General features: G+C 70.8%; 14 protein-coding genes. 8 read left to right on the forward strand and 6 right to left on the reverse strand.

Features of this window, described 5'->3' with window-relative positions:
- Positions 1 to 2 precede the first annotated feature (2 nt).
- The 5 genes from tpiA to pgi all read left to right on the forward strand — a co-directional run bounded on the left by tpiA (position 3) and on the right by pgi (position 4800).
- Positions 3 to 779: a triose-phosphate isomerase gene (tpiA, locus tag CCN51_RS12885; protein WP_014180601.1), complete on the forward strand. Its 777-nt coding sequence runs from the start codon at positions 3 to 5 to the stop codon at positions 777 to 779.
- A gap of 144 nt (positions 780 to 923) precedes the next feature.
- Positions 924 to 1151, forward strand: a complete 228-nt coding sequence (secG, locus tag CCN51_RS12890) for a preprotein translocase subunit SecG (RefSeq protein WP_014180602.1) — start codon at positions 924 to 926, stop codon at positions 1149 to 1151.
- 221 nt (positions 1152 to 1372) lie between these two features.
- Positions 1373 to 1708, forward strand: a complete 336-nt coding sequence (locus CCN51_RS12895) for an RNA polymerase-binding protein RbpA (RefSeq protein ID WP_009718803.1) — start codon at positions 1373 to 1375, stop codon at positions 1706 to 1708.
- Positions 1709 to 1852: 144 nt separating this feature from the next.
- Complete coding sequence (locus tag CCN51_RS12900) at positions 1853 to 3097, forward strand: MFS transporter (protein WP_014180604.1); 1245 nt, start codon at positions 1853 to 1855, stop codon at positions 3095 to 3097.
- 50 nt (positions 3098 to 3147) lie between these two features.
- Positions 3148 to 4800 carry a glucose-6-phosphate isomerase gene (pgi, locus tag CCN51_RS12905; protein ID WP_014180605.1) on the forward strand — a complete coding sequence of 551 codons (1653 nt, stop codon included), beginning with the start codon at positions 3148 to 3150 and terminating at the stop codon, positions 4798 to 4800.
- Positions 4801 to 4876: 76 nt separating this feature from the next.
- Here the strand turns inward: pgi and pgl are convergent, their stop codons facing one another.
- From pgl to tkt, 5 genes are read right to left on the reverse strand one after another with little or no spacing between them, the layout of a single operon-like run.
- Positions 4877 to 5659 carry a 6-phosphogluconolactonase gene (gene pgl, locus CCN51_RS12910; RefSeq protein WP_043487836.1) on the reverse strand — a complete coding sequence of 261 codons (783 nt, stop codon included), beginning with the start codon at positions 5657 to 5659 and terminating at the stop codon, positions 4877 to 4879.
- Entirely contained in the window at positions 5656 to 6792 is a 1137-nt protein-coding gene (gene opcA, locus CCN51_RS12915; protein ID WP_014180607.1) for a glucose-6-phosphate dehydrogenase assembly protein OpcA, read from the reverse strand. The genes pgl and opcA overlap by 4 nt, the downstream gene beginning before the upstream one ends.
- The gene (gene zwf / locus CCN51_RS12920) at positions 6789 to 8324 is read right to left on the reverse strand and encodes a glucose-6-phosphate dehydrogenase (RefSeq protein WP_086859552.1); all 1536 of its coding nucleotides are present in this window, start codon (positions 8322 to 8324) and stop codon (positions 6789 to 6791) included. Before zwf ends, opcA begins: the two co-directional genes overlap by 4 nt.
- 6 nt (positions 8325 to 8330) lie before the next feature.
- Positions 8331 to 9473 carry a transaldolase gene (gene tal, locus CCN51_RS12925; RefSeq protein WP_014180609.1) on the reverse strand — a complete coding sequence of 381 codons (1143 nt, stop codon included), beginning with the start codon at positions 9471 to 9473 and terminating at the stop codon, positions 8331 to 8333.
- Between the two features lie 44 nt (positions 9474 to 9517).
- Positions 9518 to 11596 carry a transketolase gene (gene tkt / locus CCN51_RS12930; RefSeq protein ID WP_014180610.1) on the reverse strand — a complete coding sequence of 693 codons (2079 nt, stop codon included), beginning with the start codon at positions 11594 to 11596 and terminating at the stop codon, positions 9518 to 9520.
- 375 nt (positions 11597 to 11971) lie between these two features.
- On the opposite strand from tkt, the gene CCN51_RS12935 reads away from it, so the two are divergent.
- From CCN51_RS12935 to CCN51_RS12945, 3 genes are all read left to right on the forward strand, one after another.
- Entirely contained in the window at positions 11972 to 12829 is an 858-nt protein-coding gene (locus CCN51_RS12935) for a heme o synthase (RefSeq protein ID WP_043492017.1), read from the forward strand.
- Between the two features lie 24 nt (positions 12830 to 12853).
- On the forward strand, positions 12854 to 13234 hold the full coding sequence (locus CCN51_RS12940; protein WP_014180612.1) for a hypothetical protein: 381 nt from the start codon (positions 12854 to 12856) through the stop codon (positions 13232 to 13234).
- A 338-nt stretch (positions 13235 to 13572) separates the two neighbouring features.
- Positions 13573 to 14742, forward strand: coding sequence for a hypothetical protein (locus CCN51_RS12945; protein ID WP_014180613.1), 1170 nt, complete (start codon positions 13573 to 13575; stop codon positions 14740 to 14742).
- Here CCN51_RS12945 and CCN51_RS12950 read toward each other — a convergent pair.
- Positions 14706 to 15695: a COX15/CtaA family protein gene (locus CCN51_RS12950; protein WP_043492021.1), complete on the reverse strand. Its 990-nt coding sequence runs from the start codon at positions 15693 to 15695 to the stop codon at positions 14706 to 14708. The two genes, CCN51_RS12945 and CCN51_RS12950, sit on opposite strands and share 37 nt — an antisense overlap.
- Positions 15696 to 15825: the final 130 nt, after the last annotated feature.

Here is a 15825-nt window from a genome sequence, read left to right on the forward strand (position 1 = left end):
CCGTGAGTGACCGCACCCCGCTGATGGCGGGCAACTGGAAGATGAACCTCAACCACCTCGAGGCCATCGCCCACGTCCAGAAGATCACTTTCTCGCTCACCGACAAGGACTACGAGGACGTCGAGGTCGCGGTCCTTCCGCCGTTCACGGACCTCCGGACCCTGCAGACCCTGGTCGAGCACGACAAGCTCAAGCTCAAGTACGGCGCCCAGGACATCTCGGCGCACGGCTCCGGCGCGTACACCGGGGAGATCTCCGGCGCGATGCTCGCCAAGCTGCGGTGCTCCTATGTGGCGGTCGGCCACTCCGAGCGGCGCCAGTACCACGGCGAGACCGACGAGCTGTGCAACGCCAAGGTCAAGGCCGCCTTCAAGAACGACGTCACCCCCATCCTGTGCGTCGGCGAGGGCCTGGACGTGCGCAAGGCGGGCAACCAGGTCGCCCACACGCTCGCGCAGATCGACGGGGGCCTGAAGGACATCCCGGCCGAGCAGGCCGAGCGGATCGTGATCGCGTACGAGCCGGTCTGGGCCATCGGCACCGGTGAGGTGGCCACCCCCGAGGACGCCCAGGAGGTCTGCGGGGCCATCCGGGGCCGCCTGGCCGAGCTGTACAGCCAGGACGTGGCCGACAAGGTCCGGATCCAGTACGGCGGCTCGGTGAAGTCCGGAAACGTCGCCGCGATCATGGCGCAGCCGGACGTGGACGGCGCGCTGATCGGCGGCGCGGCGCTGGACGCGGACGAGTTCGTCAAGATCGTCCGGTTCCGCGACCAGTGAGCAGACCGGTGAGTAGGCCGTAGCAGGTCACTCGTCGTACCCTGGCGGGGGTCGAGGTGGTGCGGAAGGCACTGCCCGGCCCCCGCTCCTTACCGTTCTTTACCGTCCCGTCCAAGCCCGAGAGAGTTGGTTCCAGCCGTGGTCATGGGGTTCTCGATCGCCCTCATTATTTTCAGCGTTCTGCTGATGATGCTGGTGCTCATGCACAAGGGGAAGGGCGGAGGTCTGTCCGACATGTTCGGTGGCGGTATGCAGTCCTCCGTGGGCGGCTCCTCGGTCGCCGAGCGCAACCTGGACCGGATCACCGTCGTCATCGGCCTGCTCTGGTTCGTCTGCATCGTGGTGCTCGGCCTGCTGATCAAGCTCGATTGAGCCGATAGCTGACGCACCGTCGCGAGCGCGGCTTATCATGGGCTTGCGTCCTGGGGGGCACCTCTCGGCTGGAGGCCGGCGGGGGCACCTCCCGGCCGAAGGCTGGGGGCGGGTGTAACTCCTCTCACTGGACGCGCGTTGGGCCTTACGTAGACTGGGGCGCCCGGCAGCGGAGCTGCCTACCAATGCTTCGCGGCACCATCACGCAGGGAGTTACGACCGTGGCAAGTGGCAACGCGATCCGTGGAAGTCGGGTCGGAGCGGGGCCGATGGGAGAAGCGGAGCGAGGCGAATCGGCGCCTCGCCTGCGTATTTCCTTCTGGTGCTCGAACGGGCACGAGACCGTGCCGAGCTTCGCCAGCGACGCGCAGATTCCGGACACTTGGGACTGCCCCCGCTGCGGCTTCCCGGCCGGCAAGGACCGGGACAACCCGCCGGACCCGCCGCGCACCGAGCCGTACAAGACGCATCTGGCGTATGTGCGGGAGCGGCGGAGCGACGCCGACGGCGAGGCGATCCTCGCCGAGGCTCTTGCCAAGCTCCGCGGCGAGATCTGAGCGGCAGGCGGGACGACGCACAGTACGACGGCCCGGCCGGGCACCTCCGACGGGGGTGCGCGGCCGGGCCGTTGTCAGTGGTGGGGGCTACGGTCGTGACGTGGGGTGCCGTGCGGGGCGGTGCCGTGGTTCGGGAGGGGCGCCATGGCCACGGTGGAGGCCGGTGAGCAGGGTGCTGAGCGGGCTGTGTCGCTTGCGTGGCGGGGTGGTTTCGGGCGGCTGTGGGGGGCGGCGGTGGTGTCGCGGTTCGGGGACGCGCTGCGCGGGGCGGCGCTTCCGCTGCTGGCCGTCTCGCTGACCGACTCCCCGGTGCTGGTCTCGCTGGTGACCGCGTGCGGCTTTCTGCCGTGGCTGCTGTTCGGGCTGCTCGGCGGGGCCATCGCCGACCGGGTGGACCAGCGGCGGGCGATGTGGGCGGTGGATGTGGCGCGCGGTGTGCTGATGGCCGCTTTCGCCGTCGCCGTATGGCTGGGACATGCCACGATCGGCTTGCTGCTCGCCCTCGCCTTCGCGCTGACCACCCTGCAGACCCTCTTCGACAACGCGGCCACGGCCCTGCTGCCGTCCGTGGTGGCGCCGGAGGCCCTGAGCCGGGCCAACGCACGCCTGATGACCGGGCAGGAGGTCATGGGCCGGTTCGTGGGCGCGCCGCTGGTGCCGGTGGCCCTGGGCCTTGGCGTCGCCGTGCCGTACGCGGCCGACGCGGTCACCTATCTCGCCGCCGCCGCGCTGGTCGCCTCGCTGGGCGGGCGGGCGCAGGCGCCGCAGCGGGAGCCCCGGGCGCCGGGGAGCACAATCCGGAGGGATATGGCCGAGGGCATCGGGGTGCTGTGGCGGGACCGGCTGCTGCGGGCGCTGTGTGTGTCCACCACGCTGTGCAATGTCGGCATCGGCGCCCTCATCGCCACGCTGGTGCTGCATGTCACCGGATGGCTGGGCGCCGGGGACGCGGGTTACGCGGCCGTCATCACGGTCTATGGGATCGGCAGCGTGGCCGGCGGGCTGATGGCCGCGCGGGTGGCGGAGCGGCTGGGCCGCGGCCCCACGATCATGGTGTGCGGTATCGCGCAGATAGCCGCCCTCCTCGCCCTGGGCACCATCCGCGAGCTGCCGGCCGCCGTCGCCGCCTTCGGCGTCTTCGGCCTGGCCGGGATGGTCTGGAACGTCACGGAGGTGACGATGATGCAGCAGCGCAGCCCGGCCGAGATGCTGGGCCGGGTCAGCGCCGCCTTCCGTACGCTGTCGACCGCCGGCGCCCCGCTCGGCGCCCTGCTCGGCGGGGTCATAGCCGGGGCATGGGGGCTGAACACACCGGCGCTGGCGGCCGCCGCGCTCTTCGCCTGCGGACTGGTGGCCCTCGTCCCCGGTATGCGCTCCCCGATCAACTAGGTTGGGGGCCATGGGGGCCAGGCACCGACGAGAAGTGGGCTGATTCCGAGATGAACGCAGATGGCCGCAGCAGGCTCGACCAGCTGCCGGAGTGGAACGCACTGGCCGCACACCGCCAGGAGCTGGGTGACGCGCAGCTGCGCGAGCTGTTCGCCCAGGACCCCGAGCGCGCGGAGCGGTTCACCGTTCAGGTCGGCGACCTCCACCTGGACTACTCCAAGCACCTGGTGACCGACGAGACCCTGCGCCTGCTGCGGGAGCTGGCCCAGGCGACCGGGGTGACCCAGCTGCGGGACGCCATGTTCCGGGGCGAGAAGATCAACACCACCGAGGACCGGTCGGTCCTCCATGTCGCCCTGCGCGCGCCCCACTCCGCGGTCATCGAGTCCGACGGCAAGGACGTCATCCCCGAAGTGCACGCGGTGCTCACCAAGATGGGCCCCTTCGTCGACCGGATCCACTCGGGGGAGTGGAGGGGCCACACCGGCGAGCGCATCAAGAACATTGTCAACATCGGCATCGGCGGCTCCGACCTGGGCCCGGCGATGGCGTTCGAGGCGCTGCGCGCCTACACCCACCGCGAGTTGCAGTTCCGCTTTGTCTCCAATGTGGACGGGGCGGATCTGCATGAGGCGCTGCGCGGGCTCGACCCGGCCGAGACGCTGTTCGTCATCGCCTCCAAGACCTTCACCACCATCGAGACCATCACCAACGCCACTTCCGCCCGCCGCTGGCTGCTGAGGGGTCTGGAGGCAGGCCAGGAGGCGGTCGCCAAGCACTTCGTGGCGCTGTCGACCAACGCGGAGAAGGTCGCCGAGTTCGGCATCAACACCGACAACATGTTCGAGTTCTGGGACTGGGTCGGCGGGCGCTACTCCTTCGATTCGGCCATCGGCCTGTCCCTGATGATCGCCATCGGCCAGGAGCACTTCCGCGAGATGCTGGCCGGCTTCCACCTCGTCGACGAGCACTTCCGCTGTGCCCCGCCCGAGGAGAACGCGCCGATGTTGCTCGGGCTGCTGGGCATCTGGTACGGGCAGTTCTTCGATGCGCAGGCGCATGCCGTGCTGCCGTACTCGCACTATCTGTCGAAGTTCACCGCGTATCTCCAGCAGTTGGACATGGAGTCCAACGGCAAGTCGGTGGACCGCGAGGGCAATCCGGTCGGCTGGCAGACCGGCCCGGTGGTCTGGGGCACCCCCGGCACCAACGGTCAGCACGCCTACTACCAACTGCTCCACCAGGGCACCAAGATGATCCCGGCCGATCTGATCGGCTTCGCCAACCCGGTGGCGGACCTGTCCCCAAAGCTCGCCGGCCACCATGACCTGCTGATGGCCAACCTCTTCGCCCAGGGCCAGGCGCTGGCGTTCGGCAAGACGGCGGAGGAGGTGGCCGCCGAGGGGGTGGCGCCGGAGCTGGTGCCGCACAAGACCTTCCCCGGCAACCGCCCCACGACCACGATCCTGGCCGCCGAGCTGAGCCCGTCGGTGCTGGGCCAGCTGATCGCGCTCTACGAGCACAAGGTGTTCGTCCAGGGCGCCGTCTGGAACATCGACTCGTTCGACCAGTGGGGGGTCGAGCTCGGCAAGGTCCTCGCCAAGCGCGTCGAGCCCGCCCTCACCGAGGGCGCCGAGGTGCCGGGGCTCGACGCCTCCACGGCGAGGCTGGTCGCCACGTACCGCTCGCTGCGCGGGCGCTGACGACGGACGGGCCGACCGGGCTTCTGCCCAGTCGGCCCGTCCGCTTTTCAATTGTCAGGACTCGCTACGCGCCCGGTCAGGGCGACGCCGGGGGATACAGCTCGCGCGGCAGCCCCGCCGCGGCGGCCCGGTCCAGCAGCCACAGCGTGCGGCGGCGGCCGTACGCGCCCGCGGCCGGGGCCTGGATCTCCCCGGCCCCCGACAGCGCGATCGTCACCGCCTTGGCCTTGTCCTCGCCCGCCGCCAGCAGCCAGACCTCCTGCGCCGCGCGGATCGCGGGCAGGGTCAGGGAGACCCGGGTGGGCGGGGGCTTGGGCGCACCGCGCACCGCCACCACCGTCCGCTCGGCCTCCCGTACGGCGGGCAGCTCCGGGAAGAGCGAGGCCACATGGGTGTCCGGGCCTACGCCCAGCAGCAGCACGTCGAAGGACGGCACCGCGCCGTGGTTCTCCGGCCGCGCGGCCCGGTTCAGCTCCTCCGCGTACGCCTCCGCGGCGGCCTCCACCTCGCTGCCCCACGGTCCGTCGGAGGCCGGCATCGGGTGCACCCGGGCCGGGTCCAGACCCACCGCGTCCAGCAGCGCCTCCCGTGCCTGGGTGACATTGCGGTCCGGGTGGCCTTCCGGCAGGAACCGCTCGTCGCCCCACCACAGGTCGAGCCGCGACCAGTCCACGGCGTCCCGGGCGGGCGCCTCGGCGAGCGCGGCCAGCAGGCCGTTGCCGTTGCGCCCGCCGGTCAGCACGACCGAGGCCGAGCCGCGGGCGGACTGGGCGTCCACGATCTTGGTGATCAGCCGGGCCGCCGCGGCCTGCGCCATCAGTTCCTTGTCGCGGTGGACCACGACCTGCGGAGCACTCACGACGCAGCCTTGCCGACCGCGCCGCCCGTCCCCGCGTCACCGGCGCCGCCGGCCGTACGCGCCGGGGCCCCGGCCGCCTTGTGCGCAGGCTCCGGACGGGCCCCGCCACCGGGCTTACCCCTACTCCCACTCGCAGCAGCGCCGCCGGAGCCACCCCCGGTACCGGCACCGGCCCGCGCCGCGGGCTGTTCGGCCGGGCCGCTGATGCCCTTGCCGAGCCGGCTCACCCCGAACTTCACCGCCGAGGCGTACATCTCGTCCGGGTCGAGACGGCGCAGCTCCTCCGCGATCAGCTCCGACTTGTCCCGCCGCTGCAGCGCGACATGCCGGTCCGGCTGCCCCGGCATCGCCAGCTCGGCCAGCGATCCGTTCGCCCGGTCCAGGCAGATCGTGCCGTCGGCCGTCTCCAGCCGTACCGCGGTCAGCCCCGGACCCTCCGAGACCTGCCGCTGCACCGGGACCCGCAGCCGCTCCGCGAGCCACAGGGCCAGCAGTTCGCCGCTGGGGTTGTACGCCTCACCCTCGACCACCGCGGAGGTGATCGCCGAGTGCTTCTGGTCCAGCGCCGCGGCCAGCACACTGCGCCACGGCGTGATACGGGTCCAGGCCAGGTCGGTGTCGCCCGGGGTGTACGTCCTGGCCCGCAGCGCGAGCGTGGCCACCGGGTCCTCGGTGGCCTGGGCGTCGGTGATCCGGCGGGCGGCCAGCCGGCCCAGCAGGTCCTCGCTGGGGTGCTCCGGCGCGTCGTCCGGCCACCACAGCACCACCGGGGCGTCCGGCAGCAGCAGCGGCAGCACCACCGACTGGGCGTGGCCCGCGAGCTCGCCGTGCAGCCGCAGCAGCACCGTCTCGCCGGTGCCGCTCTCGCCGGCGATCCGCACCTCCGCGTCCAGCCGGGCCATCTTGCGCTCGCGCGGTGAGCGCCCCGGCCGCTTGATGACGACCAGGATGCGCGACGGGTGCTCCTTGGACGCCTCGCTCGCCGCCTTCAGCGCGTCGTAGTGATTGCCCTCGTCGGTGACGATGACAAGGGTGAGCACCATGCCCACGGCCGGTATCCCCGCCGCCCTCCGCGCCTGCACCAGAGCAGCGTTGACCTGGCTGGACGTGGTGTCGGTGAGATCGATGTTCATGGCCGACGCCAGCTCCGTCCGTCTCGTGCGAGCATCTCGTCCGCCGCCTTCGGCCCCCAGGTGCCCGCCGTGTACTGCTCGGGCTTGCCGTGCTGGTCCCAGTAGGCCTCGACGGGGTCGAGGATCCGCCAGGACTCCTCCACCTCCTGGTGACGGGGGAAGAGGTTGGCGTCGCCGAGCAGAACGTCGAGCAGCAGCCGCTCGTAGGCCTCGGGGCTGGACTCGGTGAAGGACTCGCCGTAGGCGAAGTCCATCGTCACGTCCCGGATCTCCATGGAGGTGCCGGGCACCTTGGAGCCGAACCGGATGGTGATGCCCTCGTCCGGCTGCACCCGGATGACCAGGGCGTTCTCCCCGAGCTCCTGGGTGTCGGTGGTGTCGAAGGGGGAGTGCGGGGCGCGCTGGAAGACCACTGCGATCTCGGTGACCCGCCGCCCGAGCCGCTTGCCCGCACGCAGGTAGAAGGGGACGCCCGCCCAGCGGCGGTTGTCGATCTCCAGCTTGATCGCGGCATAGGTGTCGGTCTTGGAGTTGGGGTCGATGCCCTCCTCCTCCAGATAGCCCAGCACCTCTTCGCCGCCCTGCCAGCCGTGGGCGTACTGGCCGCGCACGGTGTGCTTGCCCAGCTCCCTCGGCAGCTTGACGGCCTTCAGCGCCTTGAGCTTCTCGGTGACCAGCGCGGTGGCGTCGAAGGAGGAGGGCTCCTCCATGGCGGTCAGCGCGAGGAGCTGCAGCAGATGGTTCTGGATGACGTCGCGCGCGGCGCCGATACCGTCGTAGTAGCCGGCCCGGCCGCCGATGCCGATGTCCTCGGCCATGGTGATCTGTACATGGTCGACGTACGACCGGTTCCACAGCGGCTCGAACATGGTGTTGGCGAAGCGCAGCGCCAGGATGTTCTGGACCGTCTCCTTGCCCAGGTAGTGGTCGATCCGGAAGACGTCGCTCGGCCGGAAGACCTCGTGGACGACCTGGTTGAGCTCCTGGGCGCTGGTCAGGTCGTGACCGAAGGGCTTCTCGATGACGGCGCGCCGCCAGGAGTCGCCGGGCCCGGAGGACAGGCCGTGCTTCTTGAGCTGCTGGACGACGGAGGGGAAGAATTTCGGCGGGACCGACAGATAGAAGGCGAAGTTGCCGCCCGTGCCGCGCGCCTTGTCCAGCTCGTCGACCGTCTCCCGCAGCTTCTCGAACGCCTCGTCGTCGGAGAACTCGCCGGGCACGAAGCGGAACCCCTCGGCGAGCTGCTGCCAGACCTCCTCACGGAAGGGGGTCCTGGCGTGTTCCTTGACCGCCTCGTGCACGACCTGGGCGAAGTCCTCGTTCTCCCAGTCGCGGCGGGCGAAGCCGACGAGCGAGAAGCCCGGCGGCAGCAGGCCGCGATTGGCCAGGTCGTAGACGGCCGGCATCAGTTTCTTGCGGGACAAGTCGCCCGTGACGCCGAAGATGACCAGGCCGGACGGCCCCGCGATGCGCGGAAGCCGCCGGTCCCGGGGGTCACGCAGCGGATTGGCTCCGCTCGTGGAAAGTGACAAGGTCTCTCACGCCTCCGAAGGAGCGAGGCGGCCCAGCTCCGCCTCAGTGGACTTCAGCAGGTCGTTCCAGGACGTCTCGAACTTCTCGACGCCCTCGTCCTCGAGGAGCTGTACAACGTCATCGTACGAGATTCCGACCCCGGCGAGCGCGACGAGATCGGCCTTGGCCTGCTCGTATGTACCGCGCACCGCGTCACCGGTGATCTGGCCGTGGTCGGCGACGGCCTCCAGGGTGGCCTCCGGCATGGTGTTGACCGTGCCCGGGGCGACCAGGTCGTCCACGTAGAGCGTGTCCTTGTAGGCCGGGTCCTTGACGCCGGTGGAGGCCCACAGCGGACGCTGCTTGTTGGCGTTGGCCCGGTCCAGGGCGGCCCAGCGCTCCGACGGCGGCGTCGACTTGTCGTGCGAGCCGAACACCTCCTCGTACGCCTGGTAGGCGAGGCGGGCGTTGGCCAGGGCGGCCTTGCCGCGCAGCGCCTTGGCCTCGTCGGTGCCCAGCTTGTCGAGGCGCTTGTCGATCTCGGTGTCCACGCGGGACACGAAGAAGGACGCCACCGAGTGGATCTTCTGCAGGTCGAGCCCCGCGGCCTTGGCCTTCTCCAGACCGGCCAGGAAGGCGCCCATGACCTCGCGGTAGCGCTCCAGCGAGAAGATCAGCGTGACGTTGACGCTGATGCCGAGCCCGATCACCTCGGTGATCGCGGGCAGGCCCGCCTTGGTGGCCGGGATCTTGATGAAGGTGTTGGGCCGGTCCACCAGCCAGGCCAGCTGCTTGGCCTCGGCGATGGTGGCCGCCGTGTTGTGCGCCAGGCGCGGGTCCACCTCGATGGAGACCCGGCCGTCCTGGCCGCCGGTCGCGTCGTAGACCGGTCGCAGGATGTCGGCGGCGTCCCGGACGTCCGCCGTGGTGATCATGCGAACGGCCTCGTCGACGGTGACCTTGCGGGTGGCGAGGTCGGCCACCTGCTGCTGGTAGCCGTCGGCGCCTGCGATCGCCTTCTGGAAGATCGACGGGTTGGTGGTCACGCCCACCACATGGCTCTCGTCGATCAGCTCGGCGAGGTTGCCGGATGTGATGCGCTTGCGCGAAAGGTCGTCGAGCCAGACCGCGACGCCTGCGTCGGCCAGCCGCTTGAGTGCGTCTGTCATCGGGATTGCATCTCCTACTCGTCGCTACAAGGTCGTATACGGCGTCAGCGCCCGGCGGTCTCAAGCGACTCGCGGGCGGCGGTGGCGACGGCGTCCGCGGTCAGGCCGAACTCCCGGTAGAGCACCTTGTAGTCGGCGGAGGCGCCGAAGTGCTCGAGGGAGACGACGCGGCCGGTCTCGCCCACAAAGCGGTACCAGGTCAGGCCGATGCCCGCCTCGACCGCCACCCGGGCCTTCACCGACGGCGGCAGCACGCTGTCCCGGTACGCCTGGTCCTGCTCCTCGAACCACTCGACCGAGGGCATCGAGACCACACGGGTCGGGATCCCGGAGGCCTGCAGCTGCTCGCGCGCCTCGACGGCGAGCTGCACCTCGGACCCGGTGCCGATGAGGATCACCTGCGGAGCGCCGCCCTCGGCCTCGGCGAGCACATAGCCGCCCTTGGCCGCGTCCTCGTTGGGCTCGTACGTCGGCACGTTCTGCCGGGTCAGCGCGAGGCCGTGCGGGGCCGGCTGGTCGCTGTGGCGGCGGGTGATCTCACGCCAGGCGATGGCGGTCTCGTTGGCGTCGGCCGGGCGGACGATGTTCAGGCCCGGGATGGCGCGCAGCACGGACAGGTGCTCGACCGGCTGGTGGGTCGGGCCGTCCTCGCCCAGGCCGATGGAGTCGTGCGTCCACACATAGGTGACGGGGAGCTTCATCAGCGCGGCGAGCCGGACGGCGGGGCGCATGTAGTCGGAGAAGACCAGGAAGGTGCCGCCGTAGATACGGGTGTTGCCGTGCAGCGCCACACCGTTCATGGTCGAGCCCATGGCGTGCTCGCGGATGCCGAAGTGCACCGTGCGGCCGTACGGGTCGGCCTCGGGAAGCGGGTTGTCCTTGGGGAGGAAGGACGAGGACGCGTCGATGGTGGTGAGGTTCGAGCCCGCGAGGTCGGCGGAGCCGCCCCACAGCTCGGGGAGCACCCCGCCGAGCGCCTTGAGGACCTGGCCGGAGGCCTTGCGGGTGGCCACGTCCTTGCCCGGCTCGAAGACCGGGATCGCCTTGTCCCAGCCCGCGGGCAGCTCACCGGCGGTGATCCGGTCGAACTCGGCGGCGCGCTCGGGGTTGTTGTTCCGCCAGTCCTGGAGCTTCTTGTCCCAGGCGGCGCGGGCTTCGCGGCCGCGGTCGGCCAGCGAGCGGGTGTGGGCGATGACCGACTCGTCGACCTCGAAGTTCTTCTCGGGGTCGAAGCCCATGACGCGCTTGGTCGCCGCGACCTCGTCGGCGCCGAGCGCCGAGCCGTGGGCGGCCTCGGTGTTCTGCGCGTTCGGCGCGGGCCAGGCGATGATCGTACGGGCGGCGATGATCGAGGGGCGCTCGGTCTCGGCCTGCGCCGCCTTGAGCGCCGCGTACAGCGCGTGGACGTCGAAGTCGCCGTTCTCCGCCTGCTCGATGCGCTGGACATGCCAGCCGTACGCCTCGTAGCGCTTCAGCACATCCTCGGAGAAGGCGGTCGCGGTGTCGCCCTCGATCGAGATGTGGTTGTCGTCGTACAGCGCGATCAGATTGCCGAGCTTCTGGTGGCCGGCCAGCGAGGAGGCCTCCGCGGAGATGCCCTCCTCCAGGTCGCCGTCGGAGACGATCGCCCAGATGGTGTGGTCGAAGGGGGAGGTGCCCTCGGGCGCCTCCGGGTCGAACAGACCGCGCTCGTAGCGGGCGGCCATCGCCATGCCGACCGCGTTGGCGATGCCCTGGCCCAGCGGGCCGGTGGTGGTCTCGACGCCGACCGTGTGACCGTGCTCCGGGTGGCCCGGAGTCAGCGAGCCCCAGGTGCGGAACGACTTCAGGTCCTCCAGCTCCAGGCCGAACCCGCCCAGGTACAGCTGGACGTAGAGGGTCAGCGAGGTGTGGCCGGGGGAGAGCACGAACCGGTCGCGGCCCACCCATCCGGCGTCGGAGGGGTCATGCCGCATCAGCTTCTGGAAGAACAGATACGCGGCGGGGGCCAGGCTCATCGCGGTGCCGGGGTGGCCGTTGCCGACCTTCTGCACGGCATCCGCGGCCAGGACACGCGCCGTGTCCACGGCGCGCTGGTCCACATCGGTCCACTCGAGGTCTGTGGTAGTCGGCTTCGTGCTCACCCTGAGTCAGGGCTCCTCTCCACAATGTCTATATCCCGGCGACGATGCGCACACCGGCGTTGTCGAGCCTACCCCTGGAAGAACGCTCATCTTTTCGAGCGAGTACCCGACATCCCGGGAACGAATGCCGGAGATGCGGCATTCCCCCGAGGGCCGTGAGCTCGGCGAACACGAGCCGACCCCGGCGGCGGGCGGAGTATCCGCAACGTCTAGAGTGGCGTGGTACGCGCAAGTCTTTACCGGCTCTTCATGTCCGGTGCTTGCTGGTTCTTGCTTCTACCAGGGGTGTGCGTGACGGCCGTCGATTCCCGTCCTGCGGGGGTGCTCGATACGAGCCGGAGCCACCGGCCGCTCGGTGCCCGCGTCAAGGCTTTCGTGGCACTGACCAAGCCGCGTGTCATCGAGCTGCTGCTGATGACGACGGTGCCGGTGATGTTCCTGGCCGCCAAGGGCGTCCCGGATCTGTGGCTGGTGCTTGCCACCTGCGTCGGCGGCTATCTGTCGGCCGGCGGCGCGGCCGCGTTCAATATGTATTACGACCGCGACATCGACGCGCTCATGGCCCGCACCTCGCAGCGCCCGCTGGTCACCGGCATGGTCTCGCCGCGCGAATGCCTGGTCTTCGCCTTCGCGCTCACCATCGGGTCCACCGCCTGGTTCTGGTTCCTGGTCAATCCGCTGTCCGCGGTTTTGTCGCTCGGCGCGCTGGTTTTCTACGTCGTCGTCTACACGATGTGGCTCAAACGGCGTACCGCGCAGAACATCGTGTGGGGCGGCATCGCCGGCTGTATGCCGGTGTTCATCGGATGGTCGGCCGTTACGAATTCGGTCTCCTGGGCCGCGGCGATTCTCTTCCTCGTCATCTTCTTCTGGACGCCGCCGCACTACTGGCCGCTGTCGATGAAGGTGAAGGACGACTACGAGCGTGTGGGCGTGCCCATGTTGCCCGTGGTCGCGGGCAACAAGGCGGTCGCCCGGCAGATCGTCCTCTACAGCTGGGTCATGGTCATCGTCTCGCTGCTGCTGTGGCCGCTCGGCTACACCAGCTGGTTCTACCCGGTCGTGGCGGCGGCGCTGGGCGCGTTCTGGCTCAAGGAGGCGCACGGGCTGCAGGCGCGCGCCAAGGCCGGGATCACGGGGTCGGGGCTCAAGGAGATGCGGCTGTTCCACTGGTCCATCACCTATGTGTCGCTGCTGTTCATCGCCATCGCCGTGGACCCCTTCCTGCGCTGATTACCAGCCGGTAGCATCGGCCTTATGGGAGACACCACGCAGACGGCCCCGGAAGGCCCGTCGGACGAGCCCGCGTCGGGCAAGTCCGCGTCCGCCAAGGCCGAGAAGCGGGCCAAGCGGCTCGCCCACCAGATGACGGCCTTCGCGCAGTCCCACGGCGGCAGCGCCGAGGGCCAGCTCGCCCACATCGGCCGCGGCACCGTCCGCGTCGCCCTCGTCGGCGCCAACGGTGACTGGGGCAACCTGGTCGCCCCTTCCTACGAGACCGCCCGCCGCGCCGCGGAGACCGCGGGGATCACCCTGCACGACAACTTCGACGGCGAGCTCGCCGCGAAGGTCCGCACCGGCCCGTACGAGTGGACCCGCATGGCCGGCATCCAACTCGGCGGCCCGAGCAACACCTAGGGCCTGCCGTCAAAGGGGGCGCCCTGCTCCCGACGCCTGGCACGGCACCTCGCTGCGTTGTCGCATCGCCCAAGTACGTCCAGTACGAGGGCGACGCTCCGCCTTGCGATGTACCGCACCAGACGCCGCTCGCGGCCGGACGCCCCCTTTGACGACAGACCCTAGCCCGACCACGGCGGTTTCCCTCCGCCCCGTCCCAGTTGGCCCCGCACCCCGCACCAGGGGCGCCCTTGCCGAGCGAAGCCGGGGCGGGTCAGGCTCGGGGTGGGCCCGGCGACACCTCATAACCGTTTCGCCCGTTAAGCCCTTCGATGCCCCACGGCGAGGAGGCGGCGGCGATGGACGAGGCGACGGGCACGTCGGCCGACCCGGCCTCCTCGGACGCCGCCGAGGGCACCTCGAAGGCAGCCCTTGACACCGTCCTGGACGCGGCGGACAGACCCTCCGCCTGGGCGAGAGCGCTGCCGCCGCTGATCGACCAGCACAGCCACGGCGCCCTCCACGGCGAACTCGGCCTCGGCTCGTTCGAAGCCCATCTCGCCGCCGCCGTGGGCTCCGGCACCGCCGCCCCGGCGGGTACCACCTTCTTCGACAGCTGGACCGGCCTGGCCGTACGCCGCTGGTGCCCACCGCTGCTCGGCCTGGAGGCCCACTGCGCCCCCGTCCGCTATCTCGCCCGCCGGCGCGAGCTGGGCGCCTACCGCGCCGGGCGGCTGCTGTTGCGCGGCGCGGGCATCGGTGCCTTCCTGCTCGAGTCGGGGTCGCCGGGCGAGTTCACCTCGGCCGACGAGCTGGCCGCGGCCGCGGACGGACCGGTCCACGAGGTGATCCGCCTGGAGCCGCTGGCCCAAGAGGTCGCGGACACCTCGGGCTCGGTCGACTCGTTCATCGGCAACACCGCGGAGGCCCTGTACGCCGCGGCCCAGCACGCCACCGCCTTCGCCGTGGGCATCACCTTCTGCGACGAGACCCCGCCGGACCCCCGGGAGGTGCGGCGGGCGGCGGACCGCTGGCTCGGCGGGCGCACCCCGCGCGCCCGCCCCACCGATCCGGCGCTGCTCCAGCATCTGCTGTGGAGCGCCGTCGCGTCCGGACTGCCCGTACAGCTGCACTGCGCCGACCCACAGCCGCTCGCGGGCTTTCTGCGCGCCACCGCGGGCGCCGGGACCGACCTGGTGCTGCTGCCTAGCCGGCCGCACCACCGCCGCGCCGCCCAGCTGGCCGCCGCCTTCGCGCACGTATACGCGGACGCGGGGCCCCGGCCGGGGGAGACCCTTGGCGAGGCGCCGTTCGGCAAGCTGCTGTTCTCGACCGGGGCGCGGGCGCTGCCCGAGCTGTATGTGACCGGCGCCCGGCTGTTCGTACGGTCCATGGCGCGGCTGGCGTCCGAGTGGGTCGCCGACGGCTTCTGCACCCGGCCCGAGGCGCGGCGCATCGCCGCACTCGTCGCGGCCGGAACCGCGCGCCGGGTCTACCGGCTGGACGCGGCGGCCTCGGGCACGGGCTGAGCGGCGGGCGCGGGGGCGCCGACCGGCGCGGGGAGTTCGGCCCGTTCGCGCTGGGAGAGCAGGACCCGCAGCACCGCGATCCACACGAGGCACGAGCCGAACATGTGGATGCCGACGACGATCTCCGGCAGGTGCGTGAAGTACTGGATGTACCCGATCACGCCTTGGAGGAGCAGCACGGCGAGGAGTTCGAGGACACCCCGGCGCGGCGCTGCCGGGGCCTTCACGGCGCGCAGGGTGAACCACAGGGCGGCGGTGAGGCCTAGCACGATGTAGACGAAGTCCACGTGCAACTGGGTGATCTCCTGCCAGTCCAGGGGGATGCGGTGCACCTTCTGGGCGTCTCCCGCGTGCGGCCCGGCCCCGGTGACCACGGTGCCGATCACGATCAGCGCGCCGGTCGCGCCGACCAGCAGCCAGGACAGCTGGCGCACCGGCCGGGCGACGAGGTCGCGGGGCCCGGCGTCGCCCTCGCGCGCCCGCCACCAGGTCAGCACGGCGACCGTGAGCAGCGCCGTGGACAGCAGGAAGTGCGAGCTGACGATGTACGGGTTGAGCCCGGTGAGCACCGTGATGCCGCCGACGACGGCGTTGCCCATGACGATCCAGAACTGGGCCCAGCCGAGCTTGGTGAGGGAGCGGCGCATCGGCGTACGGGCCCGGGCCGCGATGATCAACAGGCCGACGACCGCGCACAGCACATACGTCAGCATGCGGTTGCCGAACTCGATGACGCCGTTGATGCCCATCGCGTGGGTGGGCGTCAGGCTGTCCTCCGTGCAGGTCGGCCAGGTCGGGCAGCCGAGCCCGGACTGGGTGAGCCGGACCGCTCCGCCCGTCACGACGATGACCACAGCCATCACCACGGCGGCGAGCGCCGCGCGCTCCACGAACCGCGCGGACGGCTGCCAGCGGCGGGCGATCTGCTCAAGGGGGTTCAGCGAAGAGGGCACGTCGCCCATCGTAGGCGGGCGCTTGTGCAGCTTTTCACGAGGGGTGCCGCTACTCCCAGCGGAACCAGCGCGCCGCCGCCCCCAGCCCCAGCACCGCCCACACCGCCAGGATCCCCAGGTCCCCCCACGG

Origin of the sequence: Streptomyces milbemycinicus, assembly GCF_002154605.1 — a bacterium.
GTDB lineage: Bacteria > Actinomycetota > Actinomycetes > Streptomycetales > Streptomycetaceae > Streptomyces > Streptomyces milbemycinicus.

Coding starts and splice junctions, on each gene's coding strand:
- CCN51_RS12940 (WP_014180612.1), top strand. CDS start 12,854: ATGGGAGACACCACGCAGACGGCCCCGGAAGGCCCGTCGGACGAGCCC.
- pgi (WP_014180605.1), top strand. CDS start 3,148: ATGAACGCAGATGGCCGCAGCAGGCTCGACCAGCTGCCGGAGTGGAAC.
- opcA (WP_014180607.1), bottom strand. CDS start 6,792: ATGAACATCGATCTCACCGACACCACGTCCAGCCAGGTCAACGCTGCT.
- secG (WP_014180602.1), top strand. CDS start 924: ATGGGGTTCTCGATCGCCCTCATTATTTTCAGCGTTCTGCTGATGATG.
- CCN51_RS12945 (WP_014180613.1), top strand. CDS start 13,573: ATGGACGAGGCGACGGGCACGTCGGCCGACCCGGCCTCCTCGGACGCC.
- CCN51_RS12900 (WP_014180604.1), top strand. CDS start 1,853: ATGGCCACGGTGGAGGCCGGTGAGCAGGGTGCTGAGCGGGCTGTGTCG.
- tal (WP_014180609.1), bottom strand. CDS start 9,473: ATGACAGACGCACTCAAGCGGCTGGCCGACGCAGGCGTCGCGGTCTGG.